Raw genomic sequence first — 23,547 nt, forward strand, 5'->3', positions numbered from 1 at the left:
CTCCTTTGTGTTATTCGTTCGTTACTGCTATTGAATCAGCGCCTGAAGCTCGGCAACAGTTGCCTGGTATTGCGGTTTGAATTCAGCAGACTTCATATAATTAGCCACGCTGGTCAAGAACTGTCTGCCTTCAGGGGTCTCGCTCACCTTGCCTGCATCCAGTGCACATACCAGCAGATTACCGTTGCCTACACGGCACTCCGTAAGGAAGCTAAGCTTATGATTACGTTCGAAATTATCAATGGTCTGCACAACGGGATTCCAGCTGCGGTCCGCATCATCCATGATCAGCGATTTCGAATTCTCCACAATGCTCCACCATGGATAGGTCGAATGCTCCTCACCCGGGAACTCACGAAGTACCGGGTGACTGTTATCAATCAGCAGACCCATTGTACCGACAGGTACAGGCCGGTTCATGCTCTCCGAGATGGAGCGGAACATCGGATAACACCAGAAATCAGTGCAGTAATACCCTTCAATTGCATTCTTCAGGGATTCCGGCTCTGGCATCAGCAGCACATTTCCTCCCTTCTCCAGCTGTGCAAGCGCCTCTTCGGACAGCTTCGTGAATACATGTATGTCCTCAAGCGGGTTGCTGCTCTGCTCAGGGTATACCCACAGGTCGTAGCTCTTGCGGATATCCGTTCCCTGGATGGAAAGGGATAATACGATCTTACTCATCCGCTCTACGACAGGAAGAGTTACCGCCAGATCGCAGATGTCGATATAATGGCTTCCGGCCGGAATGGCCGCTAAGGTTGATCCTTCAGCAATTACATTACCGTCTGCTGCAAGCTGCCATAGCAGCTGAGCGGAATCCGGCATACCGCTGCGGAAGCAGCTAAGCTCCACATGGGCAGCGAACAATTCACCCGCAGTATAATTATACTTAGGGAATCGTGCCATCAGCACCGCATCATTGCAGAACGTACGCCATTCCTCGGCACTGACCAGTCCCTTGGAATCCATGAAGGCATCAAGCACGCCAACCAGCGCAGTTCCCTGACCGCTGAAATCCTGCAGGTCCAGCAGCTGGAAGCCGGCCAGCCGCCGCGAGCGGAAGGCAGCCTCAAGTTCTTCCTTATAACAGGCTACCGCAAGCTGGCCGGAGGCTTCAAAGTATTTCGATGCCAGATGACCCAGTCCCTTACTCTCCAGCCGTTCACGGAAAATCACAAAGTTCTCAGCTTTGATCGAACCCGTGTATTTCGTAATTTCTTCGAAATTAGGGAATGTAGCGTATTGTCCGATCTCATGCGAGACTACCGGAACCTGCGGAATCCATTCGCCGGATTCTCCGCCAGCCTGCACCGTTTTGGCTTCGGTGCCATACTGGATCTGGATCTCGCCGCCGGCAGCAGCAGCCTGTCCTCCTCCATTCAGGAAGTCCGGAGGAACGATCTGGTCGTCATAATCCTTCATCGTGCCTGGCACAGCCGTCTGGACATGGCCCAGCGGAGCATCGCACATTGCATAAGAGCCTCTGAACAGGCGGTCGCGGGTAAAACGCACCCCGCTGAAGAAGTCGTCATGCTCCAGAACCTCCGGTACCCATTGGTGGTTATTGGAGCCTTGGGTGTATAAAGGCCGGTCATCGAACGCTTTGTAGTCCTTCAGGAAGGAATCAATCTTCTCTTTGCTGCCCCACAGCTCGTTGCCGAGAGACATCATTACGAAGGATGGATGATTGCCAAAGTCCCGCAGAATGGCATAGCCTTCGCTGATCAGGTAATCCTGCTCTGCCTGATCATGCCCTTCGTCCGTTTCTACCGTAATCGTACCCCAGAACGGAAGCTCCGGCTGCATGTAGATCCCAAGCATATCTGCAGCGGTAAAAGCAGCCTCCGGCGGACAGCAGGTATGGAAACGGTAATGATTGATCCCGTAAGACTTGGCGATGCCAAGAATTCTGACCCATTCTTCAACATCTGTAGGAGCATAGCCGGTCAGCGGGAAGATCAGTCCGTCATGTTTGCCGCGGAGGAAAGTCTTCTCCCCGTTAATCGTGAACTTGTCGCCTTCTGCCCGGAATTCCTTCAGTCCGAAGATAACCTCCTGCCGGTCGATGGCATTGCCTTCGCTATCCTTCAGAACCAGGAGGATATTATATAGATTGGGAGCGGATTCACTCCAGAGCAGCGCCTTTTGACCGAGTGCATAGTCTACTGAGAACTTACCTGGTGATACTATGTACTCCTGCTCTTCTACCGTGTGTGAATCCTCACTATTGAAGCTCTTGGCAGATACCACAAGAGTAGTCTCGCTCTTACTCTCCAGATTTGCTGTGATGCGGACGGAACGTGCAGCCAGCTCCGAATCCAGGCGGATGCCGCTAAGCTGTGACTCTCCGTAGAATTGCAGCTCCATACGGCCGGTAATTCCGTTCCAGTTCGTCTGGGTATCCGGCGAAGTCAGATGTCCGCCTTTGGTCGGGTAACCCGTGTTATCTACGCGGATCGTGATTGTATGCGTTCCCGGCAACAGCTGCGGGAGCTCGTATACATGGGCGGTGTTCAGACTGTCACGGCTGCCAATCTCCTGCCCGTCCACCCACAGCGTTGTAAGCCGTGTACGTTCCAAATATAGATAACTGCTCTTGCCGGCCAGCTCCTCTGGAATGTCAATCTCCCTGGAGTACCAGACGGATCCTTCGAACAGATATTCATCCGTTAGAGCGCTTACCAGAAACTCCTCATTCTTCGGTCCTTTGCGGGCATGGGAGGTTGTTCCCGGCAGTGTGATTACATCTGTGTAAGGTAATACGAGTCCTTGCTTACTCTCATCTAACTGCAACTTCCATTCGCCTTCGAGGCTGATCTTTGTCTGCAAAATCCTCACTCCTAATCATGGTAATCTCTTTACTTCTGCGGTAGGGTACTGGTTGCTTGCTATTCTTCCTGAATAAGCTTAGCATATTACGCCAAATATTACAGTCCTACCTTCCGGAATGCATTCACACTCCATTTACACGCAGAAAAAAAGCCCCTGCCGCTCGCAGAGGCTTGTCATCTTAATCCATAGCTACGATCTTGGTAGCAATATTCGTGCAGAATTCCCGGTCGTGCTCCACAAACAGGATTGTCGGCGTATGTTCCATCAGCAGCTCTTCAATCTGCATCCGGGAGATCACGTCAATGAAGTTAAGCGGTTCATCCCAGATATGCAGATGCACCTTCTCACTGAGGCTGCGGGCAATCAGTACTTTCTTCTTTTGGCCGCCGCTGTAAGTGGACAGATCCTTCTCGAATTGGATCCGCGAGAAATCAAGCTTGCGCAGAATCGATTTGAACAGACTTTCATCGATCCCGTGCTCTCTGGCATATTCACTCAGACTGCCCTGCAGATGCGAGGTGTCCTGGGATACATAAGAGATGGCAAGCTGGCTGTCCTTCCGTATGACACCAGTATGATGAATCTCCTCCCCGCAGATCAACTTGAGAATACTCGATTTCCCGGAGCCGTTGCTGCCGGTGAGTGCAATCCGGTCGCCCTGCTCAATCGTGAAGCTCACCTCTGAACAAACACTTTTGTCCCCGTAAAAGACTGAAACCTCATCCAGCTCGGCCAGCTGTTGCTTATGATACGGAAGCTGTGATATTTCCAGACTGTCCGAGCTTTCAATGTTCCGCAGCAGCTTGGATTTATCGGTGATCGCAGATTCCTGCCGCTGCTGGATCGATTTCGAGCGTTTCATCATTTTTGCAGCCTTGTGGCCGACATAGCCCTTATCTAATTTGGAGCCGGAGTTCCGGGTGCCGTTCTTGGACTTCTCGACCTCATGGGCCCAGCCGCCCGTCCGTTTGGCGGAAGCTGATAACCGCTTAATGTCCCGGCGCAGCTTCTCGTCTTCCGCCAGCTCGAAGTTATCCTGCCTCGTCTTATTCTCCCACCAGCTGCTGAAGTTCCCCTTCTGGATCTCAATGTTGGTTTTGTTGATCGACAGGATATGGTCTACACAGTTGTCTAAGAAGGCTCTGTCATGGGAGACCAGAATATAGCCGCTCTTCGTGCTGAGATAGTCACTGACCAGTTTACGAGCCTTCATATCCAGATGGTTGGTGGGTTCATCAATGAGCAGGAAGCTATTCTCCTTGATGAAAAGGGCTGCCAGCAGCACCTTCGTCTGCTCCCCGTTCGACAATGAATTGAAGGGCCGGTACAGCACATCCTCCGCCACCTTCAGCAGGTTCAGCTCCCGCATCAATTTCCAGTGAACATATTCCGGGTCAATTTCACTGATTACATCCAGGGTCTGACTTGTGGGGTCCGCAACCGGAAACGGGAAGTATTCAAAGCTTACTTGTGCGGATATCGTCCCGCTGTATTCATATTTGCCGAGCAGCAGGTTCAGAAAGGTGGTTTTGCCCCGGCCGTTGCGCCCGGTAAAGCCCAGTTTCCAATCGGTATCCAGCTGGAAATTCACCTGCTCAAAAATATTATCGTAAGTGCCCTCATAGGCAAACGTCAGATTGCTCACATTGATTAATGACATACAATATCCTCCTGTATAAAATAATAAAAGCTGCAAGAAGGTTATCTTCTTACAGCTCAAATAAATACAGCAAATTCAGCCCTGACGGACTTGAATAAGGATATATTGATTGAGTGAAAAGATGCAGACCCTTCTTGCATATAAAGAATAAAACGCGCGCACGAAATAACGCCCTTATAAGATGAACTTATGAATGAAAATGTAGCCATTCTTAAGATCATGTACTATAAAGCTGTTTTATTGTTTAATACCGCAAGAGAATCCTACACTATACTATTCAACTCCAATCGTTTAATTAAGTGCATTTTACCATGTGCTTTATTGGATATCAACCCGGTCCGTATGCATACAGTGTGTATTTAAGCTGAGATCAGGCCGTATTTCAGGAAACAGTTATACAGTCCGTCTTCCTCAATGTGGTCGGTGATATCATCGGCAATCTCTTTGAGCTGCTCTCTGGCATTACCCATAGCAACCCCCACCTGGACATATTCCAGCATCTCCAGATCATTAAGCCCATCGCCGAGCGCCATACTGTCTTCACGGGGGATATCCAGATGTTTCAGTACATCGGCAATAGCCGAAGCCTTGTGGACACCCGGAATCATCAGCTCCCCGCTGTTCTCTCCAAACAGGGGGATAGAACTCTGGAGTGCTGTGAACCTTCCTTCTAATGCCTCCTGGATCTGATGAAAGGGCAGACTGCTCTCCAGAAAACAAATTTTGTTGACATCATCCAAATATAATTCTTCGTTCCCATAGGTCAGTGTTGCGATATAAGGATGCGGAGACAGCCGTTTTCTCTCCTGCGCTGCAGGATCATTCAGCAGATCACCATAAATTCTGCGTTCCAGATGCGGCTGTAAATTCCGGCTTCCGTATAGGGCAGTGTTGGACTCCAGAATGAAATCCACCTCATTGGCGTGGAAATAATCGATCAGATGTTTGGCATCTTCCGGGGTTACTTTTTTATGATAAAGCATTTCATTGCCGCTCTCTACATACCCGCCTGCGGCTCCAATCAAGCCGTCGAAGCCAATATTCCAGATGGAATCATAGATCTCAGCCTTCGAGCGGCCGGTACACAGGTAGAGCAAATGCCCGTTCTCCCTCGCCTGTCTGCACGCCTGCTGCGCCGATTCCGGTATGATTCCATTCTCTGTGAGAAGTGTTCCGTCAATGTCGATGAAGACTATTTTTCTGCTGTTCTGACTCATACTGTTGTGCCTCCCCTTTTGTATCCTGCCTCTGCAATATAATTTGTGAAACGCATTACATGTCAAGAACTTTTTGGGGGATTTATACACTAACATTCCTTGATGCTCCGGTTAGCCGCTAGGAAGACACTTGGAAAACGGTGCCACCAGCCTCCTTATTAAAGCTACCCGGGAGACAGGGTTGTTAACTCCGGCTAAAAAGCCTAAAAAAGGCGGGCTGAAGGAGTTCGCCTCCAACAGCCTGCCTTTGCTAATACCCTTTGTTAATGCCCCTTGCTACTTCTACCGGTTCTATTCTGCGGTATAGCGGAAAAAAGTAACCGATGCAGTATTGGTCATTTGCGGAGATCCTTTGAAATAATGCTGGATCAGCTGAGCCGCATTCTTCTTCTTGACCAGTTCCTTCGTATCCGCCATATAAAATATACCGGATGCAGCTGTCTTAGCTGTGTCTCCTGCTGCATAACCGGAGCTCTGGGCAAATCCGGGCAGGAACAATCCTTCCGAGATGCCGTCCTTGAAGCCTACCCCTGCTACACCCGGCGAATGGAAGACTTCTTCAAGCCTCGCGATCCGCTGCTTCTCCTCGTCATTCTTCGGCTTATAATCCGCGTAAAAGATGATGTTGCCCTGTTCATCCGTATCATCCACTCTTGCTGACGGCTGCTTAGTCAGAGGATTGACGGACACGGCGTACCAGGCCCGCATTTTCCAGGCGAGGGCTCCGGCCTTAATGGCTTCAGTATTCATATCGCCTTTCCAGACATGGGGGAATGACTTTTCCAGGTACTCCAGGAAGTCAATCTCCTGTATGCAGACCTGCGCATCCGCACATCCCGGATAGAAGTCCTTGTTCTCTTTGAGTTTCATGTGGACAGCAATCTTGGCGGGCCGTGGGTAATACGGGTTAACCGCGTCTGGAAGCCGGTTCTGCCAAGCGGATTTCTTCAACCGCAGCGACGGATTGCCGCCTGTCATCTCTTGTTTGAGTTGATCCTCTGAAGCACGGTTCACATAACCGATTACCTTACCTGCATAATTCTCAAGGATTCCCTCCCGCCGCTTCTTTTCAATCTCCACCATTCGGGTTTCTTCGGGAATTTGAAACGCATAGGGGGTGCCCACAATTTGGGTTACAGGGGCTATGGAATAGGAAGCGATCTTCCAGCCGCCATTCGGCTTCGTGAATATGATTATCCGGAAGTTCAAGCCGTTCAGGCCTTGCTCGCTCTCTTGCTTCAGGTTATATTCCACAGCTGCATATGCCACTAAGAAAGGCATTCCGGACAATTCATAGGGCGCCACCGTGAGGAAATTCCGCGCCATTTCAACATCAATCGGCTTCACCGCCTTGACATTGAAGGAGAGCATCGTCCGCTCTCCGCCGCTTTCCCATGCTTCTTGCTCGAAGCTCTGGATATGCTTAGCTATAAGATTCTTCATCATATCCTCAGTCAGAATATTCGGGTCAGCCGGTTCTTCCATTCCCACGGCTGCCGCTCCTTGAGTGAGATAGGCGCCAGGTATACCGGCCGGTATTGAACACACCATCAAGAACACTATCATCATACACAAACTGATTCGTTTCATAATAGTCTATACTCCTTCACCATTCATTATCGGGTGTAATGGAAAAAATTGATGGTTCCCTTGTCCATAGTCTTGGGTGATTTGTCGAAGTAATAACGCAGAATCTCATCGAAATGCATTCCCTGCTTGGCCAAATTGGTAGAGTACTTCTGTGACACTAATCCACTTGCCTTACCAGAGCTCTCTGCACGATACTCCGCAAGAATCAGATTCCCCATATTATCCTTGAATCCGGCACCGGCTATGTCATCCACATGAAACATGCTTTGCATATGGGAATATCCTCCGGCTTCTTTCCAATCGTCGACAAATCAGCCAAGAATTTTTGATCCCTCGTACTGTCATATACATCGGCTTCTCCAACCTGGGCTGAAGGAGTGACAGCCACCTTGTACCATGCATACATTTTCACTGCCATAGCCCCTGTCTTTAACGATTCATCAGGTGCATGCTCATCCCATTCGTTGGGAAGCACATGCTTGCAGTAATCCAGGAAATCAAGAACCTTGACGCATTGGTCATCCCCGGCGCAGCCGTAATACTTCAAATTCCGCTCATCCTTCATGATAACCCGAATATAGCGGGGACGTTTGTAACTGGCATTAATCTCCCCTGGGGACTCTTCGGATAATGCGCCAAAGGCTGCTGCGCTGCCGGACATCTCTTCTTTTAGTTGACTGGGGGTGGCTATATTATGCATGCTGTAATCCGGCACAGTCTTACCCTCATAATCCACGTAGATGCCATCCTGGTGCTTCTTCAGGATTGATGCCATTTGGATTTCGGCTGCGGCTATCCTCCGGTCCTCCTCATTGTTAATACTCTTCCCGAAGCCTATGCCGTTCTCAAGAAAATAGGGAACCGGGGCAATCTCGTACTCATCTCCGACGACCTCCCATTCTCTACCGAGCGGTTGAATGACCGCCAGCATGAAGTTGATGCCGTTCAGCATGTACTTGCTTTCCCGCTCCATGTCATATTCGATAGCGGCATATACAAATCTGTATTTTTTATTGTTCAGGTAGCTGGCTTCCTTCACCGCTTTAAGTTGATCTTTGGGTATCTCCATTACCTTAAGCACTTTGGCACTCTTTACAACTTCCCGGTTAAAAATCTTCTGCTGCTTTCTCTTTAGAATGGTCACATAAACATTCATTGCCTGTTTGGCCAGTACGGGATCAACAGGATTCGTTGGTGCTGCCTGGACAGGCGCCACCAGGTGGGGACTGACCAAGGATACCAGCAGCAATATCGAGATGAATTTGCGTAACATTCGAACTTGTTCCTCCTTCAACTTGCCAATTCGTACGGCCTGGGACGAAGCTGATAATTGCAGGTACACCGCCGCCAAGTCGCCTTGAATAATATCCGCTTCCCGACTTTTTTGTATCCATAAATGATTTATATTCACAAAAATGTATTAATCAAATCTGATATGAAAGCACAAAAAAATCGCCCTTATTGAAATGGAATACCACTTGCCATTTCAGTAAGGAGCGACTATTACTTGTTCAATAATTATATTAATCCCGCTTCATCCGCCCCGGTAACCACCGAGATGATGCTCTTCCGCAGCTGATCTGCATTCTGTGCCTGATAGGGATCGGCAGCATAGATGACCGCATCGGCAATGTAGCCCTCGGCAATCCGCCCCAGCTCATGACCGCTCCCAAGAATCTCTGCTGCATCTTGCGTAGCGGACTTCCATGCTTCTGCCCGGTTCAGGCCGTAATCCAACAGCGTATCGAATTCCTGCAGGTTGTAGCCATGCAGTGAAGGAGTTGCATAATCCGTACCGAATCCAAGACGTATTCCCGCCCGCTTGGCATATCCAATGGCCGTGGCATGAGCATCGGCTGCACGGGCGGCCCGTTCACAGATGACCGGACTTAGCGCCAGTACACCTTTGGGGTCAGCTGCGATCCGGTAGATCGAAGTTGTCGGCACGAAGGCTACGCCGGACTCGGCCAGTCTGCCTGCCTGATCCCAGGTCAGGAACATCCCATGCTCTATGGATTCCACTCCGGCCTGGATGGACCAGTCAATTGTCACGCCGCCCCAGGTATGTACCAGAACCTTCTTCCGGTTCGCGTGTGCATGACGGACGATGAAGGCGAACTCTTCCTCCGAGAAGTTCGGCTCCGTTACCTTCTCGGTAGGCGCGCCTAGACCGCCTGTTGCCATGATTTTGATCCAGCCTGCTCCGGTGGCGTAGATTTCTGCCAGACGGCCCTCCAGATGCTTAACCCCCTTGGCATCCGCTGCGCCCAGCATTTCACTGCTGGTCTGCACCCGGAGCGGCTGCTGATAATACTTCACGAGATGACGGATGGTGCTTGGCAGAATGCCGCCGGCATCACGCGCAGTAGTTACGCCAGTCCGTAAGGTGGCTGCGAAGGCCTCTGCCTGCATCACTTCAACCTCCCGGCTGTCCCGGTTCAGCTGGTCGGCATGATCGAAATCTGTCCAGGCCAGATGTGTATGCAGATCAATGATACCCGGACTGATCCATAGCTTCTGCTGAGGTTGTTCCGCCTGTACATGGCGCGGTTCTGCTTCCTTAACAGAAGTGAACCGGCCATTCTGAATTTCAATATCGAACGGTTTGCCTTCGATACCTGCGATATGGATACTGCTGTACGCCTGGAATTGCGGATGCTTGAGAATCATAGGGCTTCACCCCAAACCTGACGGGCAGCTTGTACTGCCTGCTCTGCATCCTGCTTCAGTAATCCGGCAAGCGTCCGCACTGCGCCTTCAACACCTTCCCGGTTGGCATTTGCCCCGAAATGGTTAATCCGCAGCAGCTGGCCGGATAATTCGCCGTCTCCGGGAGCCACGATGCCGATAGGCTGCTTGATCAGCAGCTTCTGCTCCCCGTTCACTCGAACCGTGGTCGTCAATGTGGAATAATGCCGGCTATTCTTCTGCCAGGGTTCAAGACCCAGAGCTGTGATCCCCGCTATGGCAGAAGCTGCTGCAATTTTATGGCGCTTAATCACTTGAACCAGTCCCTCATCGGCAACAGTCGTCAAGGCTACGATCAGAGCTCTGGCCTCCAGTGTTGGAATATTTGGCGGGACGCGAAGCGGCGGCGTGCCGTCCGGTGCCGGCTTCAGATCGAGCAAGGATAGAATGGAATTGCGGGGCGCTCTTTCATTCGACTCCAGGAATGCCCAGCCACGTGGTGAAATGCTGACTGCGCTGACGCCGTTAGGTCCGGCGAGTGCTTTTTGCGCACCCATTACGGCAAAGTCCACGGACCACTCATCGACTAACAGAGCCTCTCCGCCTACTGCTGATACGGAATCCGTTACCGTAATAAGATTATGCTTGCGTGCAAGCCCGAAGATTTCCTTCGCAGGATTAGAGCCGCCTGTAACTACTTCTGCCTGTACGAAAGAAATAGCAACCGGATGGAACCGCTCAACCGCAGACGCCACCTCTTCCACAGTAATGACTTCATCAAATGAAACTTTCACTTCAATCACCGTCGCTCCACCGCGCTCCAGCCATTGTCCAAACAAACTGCCGTAAGGTCCAGTCACTACATTTAGAATGGTCCGGCCGGGTGCAGCAATTCCTGCAGCTACCGCTTCAATGCCCAATATGGCTTCCCCCGGAATGATCACCGGAGGGTACTGGGTGGATAAGAGATCAGAGACCTGTCCTGTCAATGTATTGAACTCAGACAGGGACAGCGGGACAAATCCTTGTGGTTCTCGGTTCATATAGACCTCCTGATGTAATTGATTTCATTGTGGCATCTTCGGAACCGCCGATAATAGCTCGCGGCTATATTCATGCTCCGGACGGATGAAGAACTGATCCTTGGTATTGATCTCTACCAGCTTCCCCTGCCGCATGACGGCAACGGTATCGCTGACCGCATGAATAACCGCGAGATCGTGAGAAATGAATAACACGGTAAGATTAAGCTCAGCCTTGAGCGTGTGGAACAGCTCCAATACGCTCCGCTGCACGGATACATCGAGTGCACTTGTGGGCTCATCGGCGATCAGCAGGCTCGGCTCCACACTTAGAGCGCGTGCAATGGCAATCCGCTGGCGCTGGCCGCCGGAGAATTCATGCGGATATTTGTCCAGCGACCTGGCTTCCAGCTGCACCCGGCTAAGGAGCTCTTTGCTTCTTGTCTCCACTTGGGAACGGTGGACAATCCGGTGAAACAGCAGGGCTTCAGACAGAATCTGCCGGATAGAATGCTTGGGATTCAGCGAGGCATCCGGATTCTGAAAGATCATCTGAATCTTCTTATGCTGCTCCCTGCTTCTCTTCTTGTGCAATTCCTGGGAACCCAGCAGAATCTGCCCTCCATCCGGAGCGATCAGCCCGGCAATGACCCGCGCCAGCGTAGACTTTCCTGAACCGGACTCTCCGACAAGTCCAAGCGTCGTATGCTGCTCCAAATCCAGCTGAATGTGGTCGAGCGCGGTAAATCCGCCGTAACGGACCGTTAAATCCCGCACCTGCAAAGCTAAATCCATTATTGTCCGCTCCCTTCAAGCTCAAGCTCCGGCAACGGAAGCACCGAATCGATCAGCATCTGCGTATAGGGATCAGCCGGATGCTGCAATAGACTAAGCGTCTCACCGTGCTCGACAATCTGCCCCTGCTTCATGACATACAATCTGGAGCAGAGGTTAGCGGCAATTGCCAGATTGTGTGTAACGAAGACCATGGCGAAGCCCAGCTCTCGCTGCAGACTGGTGATCGTGTCGATGATCTGCCGCTGAACGGTGACGTCCAGGGCGGTTGTCGGCTCATCGCAGAGCAGAATGCCGGGCTTACAGGCAAGAGCCAATGCGATAACAACACGCTGACACTGGCCGCCTGACAGCTGGCTGGGATAGCGGTCCTTTTTTCTCAAAGAATCCGGAAGACCCAGTCTTTCAAGCAGCTCCAGCGCAATCGTCCGTGCAGCTCTCCGGCTGACTTGTTGTCTGTAATACACAACTTCTGCCAGCTGCTTCACAACCGGACAGAGCGGGTCCAGCGCACCTCTCGGGTCCTGGAATACCATCGCACTGCTTACCTTACTCCGGACGCTCCCTCCAGTCTGCTCCACCCCTCGTGGAAGGAGGCCGAGTATTGCCCGCAGCGTAAGCGACTTGCCCGAGCCAGATTCCCCTACCAGCCCGAGACTCTCCCCGCGTGCAAGCGAGAAGCTGATATTATTGACGAGAATTTCTTTCGACTTGGCTGCAAGTGTCAATGATTCTATTTCGAGCACAGGTTCAGTTGACATTATTTTTTCCTCCAAATATCGGCCAGGCCATCCCCTAACAGAGACAACGCTATCCCCGTATATACCACGGCGAATCCCGGAACTGCTGACAGCCACCAGGCGGTGGTAATGAAGGGTTGTCCGTCTGAGATCATTGTCCCCCAGTCCGGTGTAGGCGGTGCGATACCGATACCCAGATAACCCAGTGTAACAATGGCTACAAGCAGCCCGACCATATCTGTCATCAGCACGACAACGGCTTGCGGCAATACATTAGGCAGGAGATGGCGCAGAATAATGCGGCTGCCGGGCAGTCCCAGGGTCTGGGCAGAAGCCACCCATTCCTGTTCCCGGAAGGATGCGCTAAGACCTCTGACCACACGGGCGAATACAATCCAGCCCACGAGAATGAAAGTGATATAAATCCCCCGCTCCCCGGCACCGCTGGCGAAGGCCACGATAATTACGATCAGATAGAACGGGAAAGCGATAAATGTATCTGTAATCAGTGCAATAATTCTATCGGTCCATTTGCCGTAATACCCTGACAGCATTCCCAATAATACACCGGTACAGAAAGGAATGATCTCGGCCAGAACCATGATAGTCAGATCCGTCCGTGCTGCATAGATCAGTCTGGTAAACAAATCACGCCCCAGCTGATCGGTACCCAGCCAGTGGGTGGAAGACGGCGGCTGCAGGAAGGCGCTCAAGTTCTGCTCCGTCGGATGATACGGACTTAAATAAGGGATGAACAGAGCCAGCAGAATAAGCACTGCAAACATTATGATTCCGATCAGCAGGGACGGGGTATTCCATATCCGTCTCAGCCCGTTTACTTTCTTCTTGCCCTCTGGCAATTGTATATCTGGCGTTGTAGTTGTCATTGTTTCCCCTTCGTTCTGGGATCCAGCCACCAGGAGATGATTTCAATCAGCAGACTGATGATCACTACAGATAGCGCGCAATAAAGGGCTATTCCTTGGATGACAGGGAAATCCCGATTCGAAATTGAAGTGAACAGCAGGCTGCCGATCCCTTTGATGCCGAATACCTGCTCGACGACGAGTGTACCCCCGATGAGATAAGAGATGTTAACTCCCAGCAGCATCAGTGTCGGCAGCGCAGAGTTGCGCAGGACATGCTTAAACAGAATAACTCTGGAGGGTATACCCGCTGCTCTCAGCGTGACGACAAAGTCGGATTCGAGTACCTCCAGCATTTGCGCCCTGAGCGAGCGGACCAGTGTAGGAATCTGTGAAAAAGCAACCGTTATCGCCGGCAGCGCCAGGCTTCGCAGCGTCCCTGTGAAGCCTTCACCTACTCCTCCGACAGGGAACCAGCCCAGCCGGACACTAAAGAGCAGAATCAAAAGGATGCCAACCCAGAAGATTGGCATACCGAGAGTGATCGCAGGAAAGATGCGGATCAGGTGATCCAGCAGTTTATCCTTATGTGTGGCTGCAGCAGTAGCAAGCAGAAGTGCAGTAATAATTGCAAGCACACAGGCAATCAGGATAAGCAGCAAAGTTACAGGAGCCCGCTGCATAATCAGCTCTCGTGCCGAGGTGCCCATAATAATGGAATTGCCGGTATCCCCTTGCGTGAACAAGGTCTTCATAAACCGGATGAATTGTTCCCATAGCGGGAGATCCAGCCCCAGGGTGTGATGCATATTCTTAAGCGCTTCGGGCGTACTATATTCTCCGAGAATCATTTTGGCAGGGTCGCCGGGTACAATACGTATGAGGAAAAAGACTGCCGTCATCACGCAGAGGATAACAATTAAGGCTCTTACAAGTGCTATCCCCAGCCACTTGTAAGAACCATTGTTTCCTTGCGCACCGGTTAAGGTTTGCCTGGAATTCATCATTTGCTTAAGCGCACATCTTCCAGACGGATACTGCCGTTAGGCAGAACAACCAGTCCATCCACCGAAGAACGGGCACCAATCAGGATATCCGGGTAGTAGAGCGGAATGTAAGGCACTTCATCTGCAAGCGTCTGCAGCAGCTCGGTATAGATGGCTGCGCGGGCATCGCCGTCTGCTGTTTTTTGGCCCTCATACAGCAGCTTGGTTACATTATCGTTCGTGTAATGCGTCCAGTACGACTTGCTGAAGCCTTCCGGATCGGTCTGGAACGCCAGGATCGAGTTCGCTTCCGGAGAGTCGGCTTGACCGCTGTTCAGCATCGCCGCGAAATCATAGGCGAAGAAGCGTTCACGGAAGGTGGCAAGTTCAACGGATTCGATCTCAATCTTGATTCCGATGGCCTGGCCTGCTGCCTGAATAATCTGTGCTTCCTGGGCTCTTGTGCTGTTGCCGGAAGCGATAAGCAGCTTGGTTGAGAATCCGTTAGGGAATGCAGATTTGGCAAGCTCTTCCTTGGCTGCGGCGGCATCGAAGTTCAATGACTTAAGGGTATCATTGGCGTTGTATGGAATCGTTGTCGGCAGCAAAGAATTGGCGGTCTGTGCATAGCCGAAGGTTAATGCTTTGGTCAGACCGTCACGGTCCAGCGCCAGCGCCAGTGCACGGCGGACATGCACATCGGAGAAATGCTCATCCAGCGTGTTGAAGAACAATTGCTCCGTCACCCAGCTGCCGTTCGTTACGACAGTAGTGTCTGTGCCGTCCTTAATCTCACCTGCATTCTGAAGGGACAGCGCTTCTACTGCATCCACTTCTCCTGCCTTCAGCTGGTTGATCGCCTGACTGTCGTCTTCAATGAGTTTATAGACAAGCTTATCGATATAAGGCTTGCCTTCCTGCCAGTAGTTTGTGTTCTTGGTGAAGGTAACATCACCAGCAGGGTCCCAGGTTTCAACTACGAAAGGGCCCGTGCCTACCGGTTTCTTGAAGAACTCTTCTTCACTGACGCCGCCGAAGTTATTCGGGATGATCCCGTTGGAGAAGTTCGACAGCTCAGAGATGAAGGGTGTGTAGGGTTCTTTTAGCTTAATTACCAGTGTCTTGTCATCCTGTGCCTTGAAGGATTCGACCGTCGCGGAGATGGCCAGCGGACCTTCAACCGTCAAATGACGGTTCAGGGAGAACACGGCATCCTCTGCTGTGACTGGCGTTCCGTTCGAGAATTTCAGACCGTCACGCAACACGAAGGTATACGTTAAGCCATCTTCGCTGATCGTGTGAGACTGGGCAAGAAAGTCCTTAATTTCACCCTTGCTGTCAAAAGCGACCAGTGATTCAAACACTTTATCAATCGCAAACGCATTATTCGACGTGATCTGGTTATGCAGATCAAACGAGGTTACTGAAGCCGGCCGGCCATAGGTAAAAGTACCTCCTGCAGCAGGTTCTGCTGTGCTTGTGCTTTCCGTTGCGGCTGGACTCGCACTTGCCTGAGCGCCATTACTGGTGTCCGCATTGTTGTTGGAACCGGAGCAGCCTGCCAGCAGCATTACAAACATTACTGTCAGTGTCCCCATTCCAATCGTTTTTCTAAATTTTGCATTTAACTTGGTCACGTGTGATCCACCCTTCCTATATAAATCATATATGTTTAGTATGGATTGTATTATGGATTACACATCTTCTTCTGTCAAACAAAAGTTCAATTGAGCGGCAGAATTGAATCTAATCCTTCCATTGCAGGAAATGAATTCGTAATCATCTGCTCTCCATCGCTGCCTGGAGGTCATAAGCGCTAATATCCATATCGGTCTCTCTGCCTAGTGCCAGCTTCGCCAGCTGGCTGCCGATAAACGGGCCCATTGTGAGTCCTGAAGCTCCCAGTCCATTGGCTGCGAGAAGCCCCTTCCATTCAGGGACAGCACCTAAGACCGGGAGGAAGCCTGGTGTAAACGGGCGGAACCCTACCCTCACTTCACCCAAAGTGCTGTTTGCCAGTTCAGGTGCCACTTCCAGCCCCTTATTCAGAATCTCCTGCATGCCGCCTGCGGTCACTCTGGTATTATATCCTTTTACATCATTCTCATGAGTTGCCCCGATTACAATATGCTGCTGGTCAAAAGCGAGCAGATATTGATCACTCGGCGGGATGACTACCGGCCATGCTTCCGTCTCCTGATGACCGGAAACCTGCAAGTGCATGATTTGCCCTTTTTGGTAGCTGACTTTGAAATCAATGCCAAGCGGCTGGAGCAGCGGGTTCGCCCATGCGCCTGCGCACACAATAACTTCATCCGCCGCGTAACACTCTGCACCTACAGTAATCCCGGTCACCCGGCCTGGCTCATATTGAAGCGCCGCATCTCCGGTAATTCTGGTGGTACCCTGCTGCTGCGCAGCGTGAAGTAACGCATCCCGCAGGGCGCGTCCATCTACCCGTGCAGCCCCGCTGATATGAACAGAGGCATAACCTTCAGCAAGCAGCGGGAACCGTTCACGGGTTTCTTCAGCCGTAAGCCGCGTAATTTCTCCGATTTCCGGTGCATCCGCCAGCCGCAGACGCGCCCGCTCTTCTATTTTGTCCAGCTTGCCATCATCCGTATGAATACTAAGCGCACCTACCCGGGCATAGCCCGTATGGGTTTCGCCTCCATGCTCTAATTCCGCGATCAGCTGAGGATAATATCGTGCACCAGCCTTTGCCAGCCGGTACCAGGTCTGATTGCGCCGCTGGGACAGCCAGGGACAGATGATGCCTGCGGCAGCATCCGTGGCTTGTCCTTGATCTTTACGGTCGACAATCAGCACCTCTGCCCCCATTTTTGTCAGCTGGTAGGCTGTAGACGCCCCGAGAATCCCTGCTCCAATTACGATGACTTTCTTCATAAGATATGTACAGCCCTTTCACTTGAGGTTAGAATTCTTCGCAAGAAATTCAAGGATCGTATCGTTCACCAGCACCGGCTGTTCTCTACCCATATGCGGCCGGTGGCCGGCACCAGGGACGATCAGGCATTGTGATCCTTTGATCAGCGAGACTAGCTGAATGATCTTATCCGCTGCAGCGTATGTATCGTGCTCTCCTGCAATGATTAGAACCGGACAGCCGATACTGCTTAACTGTGCTTCGCTCAGGTCCGGGTATCTACGCCAGTCATTAGCAGATTGCCGCATGAATTCCTGCCAGTTCCCTTGATGCGCTTCTTCATGCCTCTCTTTCATCTGACTGATGATGCCCTGTTGCTCAAGCTCCAGCAGACGCTCCGGCTCAAAGTCTTCAGCACCAGCCGGATCACAGAATCCGCCGGTTCCAATTGTAGTTAGCGTAGCAACTTTTGCCGGATCATTTACTGCGAGGTACAGTCCGACATTTGCACCCATGCTGTAGCCGGTCAGATGCGCTTTTTCAATACCCATGCTATCCATGAAGGCTGCGATATCATCCGCCAGCTGAGGCGTAGACCATTCGAGACTTTCACACCTGGTTCTGCCATGGCCCCGGAAATCAGGGAAATAACAGGTGTACTTATTTTGGAAATCCAGAATTTGACTAGAAAAGGCCAATAATCCGCGCGAATAACTACTATGCAGAAAAATAACTGGCTCTCCTGTACCCATTTTTTCATAAAACAATTCCAGATCTTTAACTTTCACATGAGGCATGAAACTAACCCTCCATCTGCAGGAATAATTATATTTCGTTAACTCTGACCCTTAACAGCTTAGCACAGGTTGCCTCATCAAGCATCAGGCGGGAGTAAACCCTGGCCCCAACCCATTTCACGCAAAAACAAAAAGAACAGTAATTCCCCGGTTAGAGGGGGATCACTGTTCTACGTCTCACATGGATAAAAGTGCTTCTGCGGTTAAATGTTGTCCAGTTCTCTAATCCGCTCCTCCAGCTTAGGGAACACGCGGAGCGCATTATTATAGAAGACATCCTCCCAGTGCGCTTCCGGGATCAGATGCTTCACGAATGTAATGTAGGCATCCAGCGGAACCAGCGGCCAGTCGGTACCGAAGACGAGCCGGTCATATTTCTCGGCGAACACAATCGCCCGGCGGAAATGATCGGTGTAGGTCTGCTCGGTCAGCAGACGGTCCACCTTAGCCTTGTCACCGACGATCCAGCCGGACAGGTCGGTATAGAGATTCGGATTCTTCTCCAAAAGCGCCGCTGTGTCCATAACCCAGGGATCGCCCAGATGGCAGAGCATAAAGGTAATATCCCGGTGCTTCAGGAACGTCTCTTCCATAGACAGCGGATGCGAATATTTCAACAGTCCCCGGTCAGAGTAAGTTAGCCCTCCATGAATAACGACCGGCAGTCCGTAAGCAGAGGCCAGCTTGTAGACCGGATCGTAGATCTCATCCCCCACATTGAAGTGATAATACCCAGCATAGAGCTTGATTCCAACGACATCCTTCTGTTGCAGCGATTGTTCCAGCGCCTCCAGCTGCCCGTCCAGATGGAGGGTCAGCGGATTAATTCCGGCACAGGTAAACAAATTGTCCGGAAGTGTCCCGCTAAGATCAAGCAGCATGGGATTAAGCGCTTCGGAATCCGGAAAAGCACCGGCGGCCGTCTCCGTTACGCCCATACCGACTCCGGCGACAACACCGGAACGGCGGAACTCCTCCAGGAGTCCTTTGCCGGTATAATCGATATGCGCTAAAGTCCGGGCTGTCTCGTGAAAGGTATCAATATTCGAATAATGTACATGTGCGTCAATGATTTTCATGGGTGCTTCCTTTCTTCAGCTCATTTGTTGAACCGGATTGTCAGCAGATCGGCGTAGGCCTGCTCAGGAATCTTCAGATCCGAGATAAGATAGAATTGTGGCTTGCTGAACCGCTCTTCCCCGTCTTGAAGATACAGCGGGTCTATGGCATAAGACAGTGCCGCATGAGTGTTGGCCATCAAGGCTGTAGAAGTAAGATCCGGTGCAGTAACTAGAGTCAGACGCTGTTTACGTTCTGTGGAGCCCACTTGAAGGATTCCGTTAGTACTTCTAACCCCCAGCTGGACTCTTCCTGCCTTATACACAAGCTCTTCACCGCTGCTGTTCTTCAGATACCCTCTGCTGTCCTTAAGATCGGCGGCCGCACGGTAATGGGACGAGGTTTCAAGCTCGAGCGGATATAACGGCGTGCCTGTATTCTGTTCAATGTGTACAGTAGAAGCAAGCACAGGCACACCCGGAAGCATCATGAAATACTGATGCAGGATAAGCCCTCTGTATTTATCATTCTGCTGAATGGTAACGCTCATGCGTATGCCCGACCAGCGGTTACCCTTGTTGTCCGTGAGCTCAGCGAACTCAGCGGTCCGCGGCTCTTCCATGAAGCTGCGTAATGACATGTCAGTGACCGAAGTTAAAATCCCACCCACCCAGGGATTCCACCAGGATTTAGCTATGGGCTGTGGAAAAGAGGAATCCAGCCACTCCTGGCCCTGATACTCCAGCGAGAATAATCCCGGGGCAAAATGGCTGCTGGCCTGTATCCGCAGAATTCCGTTGTCTACGGCAAGCACCTGGGACTGCTCAATCTCCAGAGTCTGACGGCGGAGAACCTGATCCGACACAGGAAGGACAAGGAAAGCTCTGGAGCTCTCATAAATATCCATATTCAGCTGCAGCGTAAGGAGATCGGGCTCAGAGCCTGATGAACGGGTCAGCGGAAGGCTGATTTCCGAGAGCTTGTGTTCACCTTGTACCGTAATCGATGTCTCCTCAATGCTGCCTGCACGAGAAGAAACAGTGATCTCGCCGTCCAAATAACTCTTCTTCTGCTCCAGAATGGAGAGTGTAAGCTGACCGCTGATGAACGGGTTACCCTGATTAAGCTTCACTTCCAGTTGTTGCGCAGAATTGAGATCGCGCGTGTTGCTGCACTGCAGTGCGAACGAACGGAAATCCTGCCAGGTATTCCAGGTCCCCAGCGCAATCCGCAGCGGACCTGTCTCCAGCTTGCCTCCAGCCGGAATCCGGCCCAGCGAATGCTCAACTGCATGCAGCCACGACTCCTGGATAAGCTCTAATTCTGCCGGCCAGCTGATTCCCCGCGAGATTGCCCCATGGGAAGCGAACATCCAGTTCTCTGTAAACTTCTGCACATCCCAGTAGTCCGGGCTGGAAGCTTCTGCGCCTAATTTCAAATCCAGATACTTGCCGTTATAAGGAATAACGCCTCCCCTAAGGCTGAACTCGAAGCTGTCCTTAAGGACCAATTCTTCCTCCTGATCCGTGTCCAGCGGATTATGAATCCTGAAATGCCGGGAGATGAGCCCATTGCTGTTCAGTTTCACCACCATGGTCAGCAGCATGCCCTTTCTTGCAGTCAGTTCATAGACGGCTTCAAGCACAATGGCTCCATCATCTGTATCATACTGCACTTCAACAGGCGATACCTTCTTGAACTCATTGGTATACGGCAGACCGAACTTCGGATAAGGCAGGCTAACGACATTCTTACGGCCATCATATAGCTTCAGCGTATTGCCGGATTTCTCCAGGACTGCCGAATATCTTCCGCTGCTGATGATCCATTCCTTCTCCGTTTTGCCGCCAAAGGCAGCATCTGCCCCAGGGAAGACCAGGCTCATCTCCTGCTGGAGAATTAATGAAGCGGCCTCCTCCGGACTGCTGCCCCCATTAAGGATCTTCACATTATGATGCCAAATGCCGTAGGCTTGCAGCCGCGCTTGTACAGTAACCGTTCTCCGGCCCTTTGCCGGAACTTCGACTTTAAGTGCAGACTGCCCGAAAGCGAGTATAGCATCATCAGGCAGGTCGAAGACGAACACCGTATCTGCGTTGTATTCATTTTCGACAATCACATCAATTTCAAGCTCTTCGCCTATATAAGCTATTTTGTCCGGCAGCTGCAGCTGTACTTTGACCGGGAATTTGGGTTCAACCCCGATTTTGAATACGGCGGGCAGGCCATTAATGAGCAGTTCGGCCTCAACAACCGGATGGGTCTGATAGATACTCTGTTCCTCTTCTGCCGGATGGATGAAGAAGCTGCCTTCGATCCGTGCCTCGGATTCAATCTCCTGCGTTCCGTTCAGCTCAAAGCTGATTTGCGGATTGCTTATACCCTTAATCTCCAGAGCCAAAGGCTTTCCGCTTTTATTCACAGCTTCATAGACAATGGGGTATCGGGCTCCAAAAGGCAGCTCATGCCGGTCAGGAATCGTTGCCTGTATCCGGTAATCCTCCGTCTCAATCAGGCGCAGGCCGCGGCCGCTCCGCTCATACTGCATTTTCAGCTGCAGGCCGTCTTTCAGCCATTCATATGTAAAATAGTCAAATCCGTTATCCCCCTGGCCGTCAGGCTGAACGTTGATCTCGCGGATGCTATCGTTATACCAGTCGATCTTCCCGAAATAAGACTTCACCGCTCCGGTCTGCAGCACTGAAGGGATAAAGTTCATCAGGTGGGTGGTGTCGTCCCGTTTCTCCCAGAAAAAACCGCTTTTCTTATAGGTAGGAACCGCCTTGACGTTCCCTGCCCAGGTGTACAAATCGAGCCGGGGCCAGCCAAGCCGGATGGTCTCCTCGACAGCTTGTCTTACCAGTCTCTTGCCAACCTTACGTCCATGGAAATCCGGTCTGACATTGAGCAGTGGAATATAAAGCGCGCCTGTATCCTCTTTGTAGTGGGAGAAGCTGCAATATCCGATAACCTCTCCGCCCGCAACGGCCAGAAATACCTTGAGCAGCGTGCTGTTCTCGTGTTCACGGAGTACACTTTCCTCTGTCCGGTAAGTATTGTCCCCGCCCCAGCTCTCAAAGCTCCGATTCCACATCTCGGCAATGGACGCGGCATGTTTGGCAGGCACGTATTCTTCAATAACTATTTCCTGTGTTTCCGGCATTACGGTATTCCCTCCTCACATCACTATAGGTTCGCACCTAATGCAATGTACACACACGGCAGTTAAGTGGATGTTTTTTACAGTATATAATAGAAGGTTTAACCATAGTAATATCTTCTTTGATTATAAAAGATTATTACCTATAGCTATCATCATACCCTGCCCGCTCCGGTCATTGCAAAACAATGAAATAGCTATGCAAAGGATAACCTTGCACCCACCAGATACCCGATAGAGACAAACAGGAGCGACCAGATAAATGCACCGGCAACGGTGACAACCAGATATTTCCTGAAAGACATTGCACTGATTCCGGAGATATAGCTGGTAACATGTCTAAGGCCCGGGACGAAATAAGCGATGAAGACCGTCCAGTTTCCGAACCGGAAGAACCATCGTTTCACACTCGCGAACCGCTTCGGCGTAAGCCCTATCCATTTCCCGTATTTGTCTACCACCGGCTGCCCGAGTCTCAGACCGATCGTATAGCTGATCAGCATACCTGTTATTGAGCCGATGAAGCACACCAGCACCGAAACTGAGAAATTCAGCACCATGGTAGAAGATAGATAGCCCACGAACAGCATCAGCAGCTCATCGGGAACGGGGAGTCCAAGAAGTCCCAGCGCGAGCAGTGCAAATATAGCTATATATCCGTATTGCGAGATCATCTCCATGATCCAGGGCATAAGGCTTCACTTCCTGTTGACGAATTTTTTGAACGACGGGAATGGAATCCGGCTTACCATGAGCAGTGACAGCAGCCCCATTACGGCGATGACCAGCTCCGGCTTCATCCGTTCATCCACCAATGCAATCATTGATAAAATAACGCCTGCAGCCGTAATCGGCATCCCCGTGAACCCCTTCGAAGGCGCAGACAGATTAAATCTGGCCAGGCGCAGCGCCCCGCAGATCAGGAATGCAATCGCTGCAACAGGTCCAAGCCACTGCATATTCTCCAGCCTGTACAACAATATGAGGAAGGTTGGAGCAAGCCCAAAGGAAATAATATCTGCCAGAGAGTCCAGTTGTTTGCCGAAATCGCTGGTACAATTGAGCATTCTTGCCAGTAATCCGTCCATCACATCACATATTGCCGCAAGCAGTATCATTAGTAAGGCGAGATTGTAACGTTCTTGAATGGTGAAAAGCAAGGAAACTGATCCAAGTCCCAGGTTTCCCAGTGTGCACATTGAAGGCAGCCAGTTCCATTTCATGCTGTTTCACTCCTTTCTCAAA

General features: G+C 51.2%; 19 protein-coding genes. All 19 read right to left on the reverse strand.

Translation table 11 applies throughout. The annotated features are described in order from the left end of the window. Positions 1 to 27 precede the first annotated feature (27 nt). On the reverse strand, positions 28 to 2,841 hold the full coding sequence (locus NYE33_RS23490; protein ID WP_341067840.1) for a glycoside hydrolase family 2 TIM barrel-domain containing protein: 2,814 nt from the start codon (positions 2,839 to 2,841) through the stop codon (positions 28 to 30). A gap of 172 nt (positions 2,842 to 3,013) precedes the next feature. Beyond that, positions 3,014 to 4,495 carry an Lsa family ABC-F type ribosomal protection protein gene (locus tag NYE33_RS23495; protein ID WP_341067842.1) on the reverse strand — a complete coding sequence of 494 codons (1,482 nt, stop codon included), beginning with the start codon at positions 4,493 to 4,495 and terminating at the stop codon, positions 3,014 to 3,016. 359 nt (positions 4,496 to 4,854) lie between these two features. After that, positions 4,855 to 5,712, reverse strand: a complete 858-nt coding sequence (locus NYE33_RS23500) for a Cof-type HAD-IIB family hydrolase (protein ID WP_340945766.1) — start codon at positions 5,710 to 5,712, stop codon at positions 4,855 to 4,857. A 291-nt stretch (positions 5,713 to 6,003) separates the two neighbouring features. Beyond that, positions 6,004 to 7,203 (reverse strand): hypothetical protein, encoded by a 1,200-nt coding sequence (locus NYE33_RS23505; protein WP_076245994.1) that lies wholly within the window; start codon positions 7,201 to 7,203, stop codon positions 6,004 to 6,006. Between the two features lie 125 nt (positions 7,204 to 7,328). After that, positions 7,329 to 7,574 carry a hypothetical protein gene (locus NYE33_RS23510; RefSeq protein WP_341067844.1) on the reverse strand — a complete coding sequence of 82 codons (246 nt, stop codon included), beginning with the start codon at positions 7,572 to 7,574 and terminating at the stop codon, positions 7,329 to 7,331. Beyond that, complete coding sequence (locus NYE33_RS23515) at positions 7,544 to 8,575, reverse strand: SpoIID/LytB domain-containing protein (RefSeq protein ID WP_341067845.1); 1,032 nt, start codon at positions 8,573 to 8,575, stop codon at positions 7,544 to 7,546. Before NYE33_RS23515 ends, NYE33_RS23510 begins: the two co-directional genes overlap by 31 nt. Positions 8,576 to 8,820: 245 nt before the next feature. Further along, entirely contained in the window at positions 8,821 to 9,972 is a 1,152-nt protein-coding gene (locus NYE33_RS23520; protein ID WP_341067847.1) for an amidohydrolase family protein, read from the reverse strand. Further along, complete coding sequence (locus tag NYE33_RS23525) at positions 9,969 to 11,033, reverse strand: aminotransferase class V-fold PLP-dependent enzyme (protein ID WP_340945770.1); 1,065 nt, start codon at positions 11,031 to 11,033, stop codon at positions 9,969 to 9,971. Before NYE33_RS23525 ends, NYE33_RS23520 begins: the two co-directional genes overlap by 4 nt. Positions 11,034 to 11,057: 24 nt before the next feature. Next, complete coding sequence (locus NYE33_RS23530) at positions 11,058 to 11,807, reverse strand: ABC transporter ATP-binding protein (protein ID WP_341067849.1); 750 nt, start codon at positions 11,805 to 11,807, stop codon at positions 11,058 to 11,060. Then, positions 11,807 to 12,568, reverse strand: coding sequence for an ABC transporter ATP-binding protein (locus NYE33_RS23535; protein WP_042137225.1), 762 nt, complete (start codon positions 12,566 to 12,568; stop codon positions 11,807 to 11,809). Before NYE33_RS23535 ends, NYE33_RS23530 begins: the two co-directional genes overlap by 1 nt. Further along, the gene (locus NYE33_RS23540; RefSeq protein WP_340840764.1) at positions 12,568 to 13,434 is read right to left on the reverse strand and encodes an ABC transporter permease; all 867 of its coding nucleotides are present in this window, start codon (positions 13,432 to 13,434) and stop codon (positions 12,568 to 12,570) included. The genes NYE33_RS23535 and NYE33_RS23540 overlap by 1 nt, the downstream gene beginning before the upstream one ends. Beyond that, entirely contained in the window at positions 13,431 to 14,420 is a 990-nt protein-coding gene (locus tag NYE33_RS23545) for an ABC transporter permease (protein WP_341067851.1), read from the reverse strand. The genes NYE33_RS23540 and NYE33_RS23545 overlap by 4 nt, the downstream gene beginning before the upstream one ends. Continuing rightward, entirely contained in the window at positions 14,417 to 16,036 is a 1,620-nt protein-coding gene (locus tag NYE33_RS23550; RefSeq protein ID WP_341067853.1) for an ABC transporter substrate-binding protein, read from the reverse strand. Before NYE33_RS23550 ends, NYE33_RS23545 begins: the two co-directional genes overlap by 4 nt. Before the next feature lie 142 nt (positions 16,037 to 16,178). After that, positions 16,179 to 17,306 (reverse strand): NAD(P)/FAD-dependent oxidoreductase, encoded by a 1,128-nt coding sequence (locus tag NYE33_RS23555; RefSeq protein ID WP_042137222.1) that lies wholly within the window; start codon positions 17,304 to 17,306, stop codon positions 16,179 to 16,181. Between the two features lie 18 nt (positions 17,307 to 17,324). Continuing rightward, a complete protein-coding gene (locus tag NYE33_RS23560; protein ID WP_341067854.1) occupies positions 17,325 to 18,083 on the reverse strand; it encodes an alpha/beta fold hydrolase in 759 nt (252 codons plus the stop codon). 203 nt (positions 18,084 to 18,286) lie between these two features. Then, positions 18,287 to 19,162 carry an amidohydrolase family protein gene (locus tag NYE33_RS23565; protein WP_042137220.1) on the reverse strand — a complete coding sequence of 292 codons (876 nt, stop codon included), beginning with the start codon at positions 19,160 to 19,162 and terminating at the stop codon, positions 18,287 to 18,289. A gap of 20 nt (positions 19,163 to 19,182) precedes the next feature. Continuing rightward, positions 19,183 to 22,305: a GNAT family N-acetyltransferase gene (locus tag NYE33_RS23570; protein ID WP_341067857.1), complete on the reverse strand. Its 3,123-nt coding sequence runs from the start codon at positions 22,303 to 22,305 to the stop codon at positions 19,183 to 19,185. 194 nt (positions 22,306 to 22,499) lie between these two features. After that, positions 22,500 to 22,994 carry a DedA family protein gene (locus tag NYE33_RS23575; RefSeq protein ID WP_039291658.1) on the reverse strand — a complete coding sequence of 165 codons (495 nt, stop codon included), beginning with the start codon at positions 22,992 to 22,994 and terminating at the stop codon, positions 22,500 to 22,502. A 6-nt stretch (positions 22,995 to 23,000) separates the two neighbouring features. After that, the gene (pssA, locus tag NYE33_RS23580) at positions 23,001 to 23,525 is read right to left on the reverse strand and encodes a CDP-diacylglycerol--serine O-phosphatidyltransferase (RefSeq protein ID WP_042137216.1); all 525 of its coding nucleotides are present in this window, start codon (positions 23,523 to 23,525) and stop codon (positions 23,001 to 23,003) included. Positions 23,526 to 23,547 lie beyond the last annotated feature (22 nt).

Origin of the sequence: Paenibacillus sp. FSL R10-2199 (genome assembly GCF_038000235.1) — a bacterium.
In the GTDB taxonomy this organism is placed as follows: Bacteria; Bacillota; Bacilli; order Paenibacillales; family Paenibacillaceae; genus Paenibacillus_AQ; species Paenibacillus_AQ phytohabitans.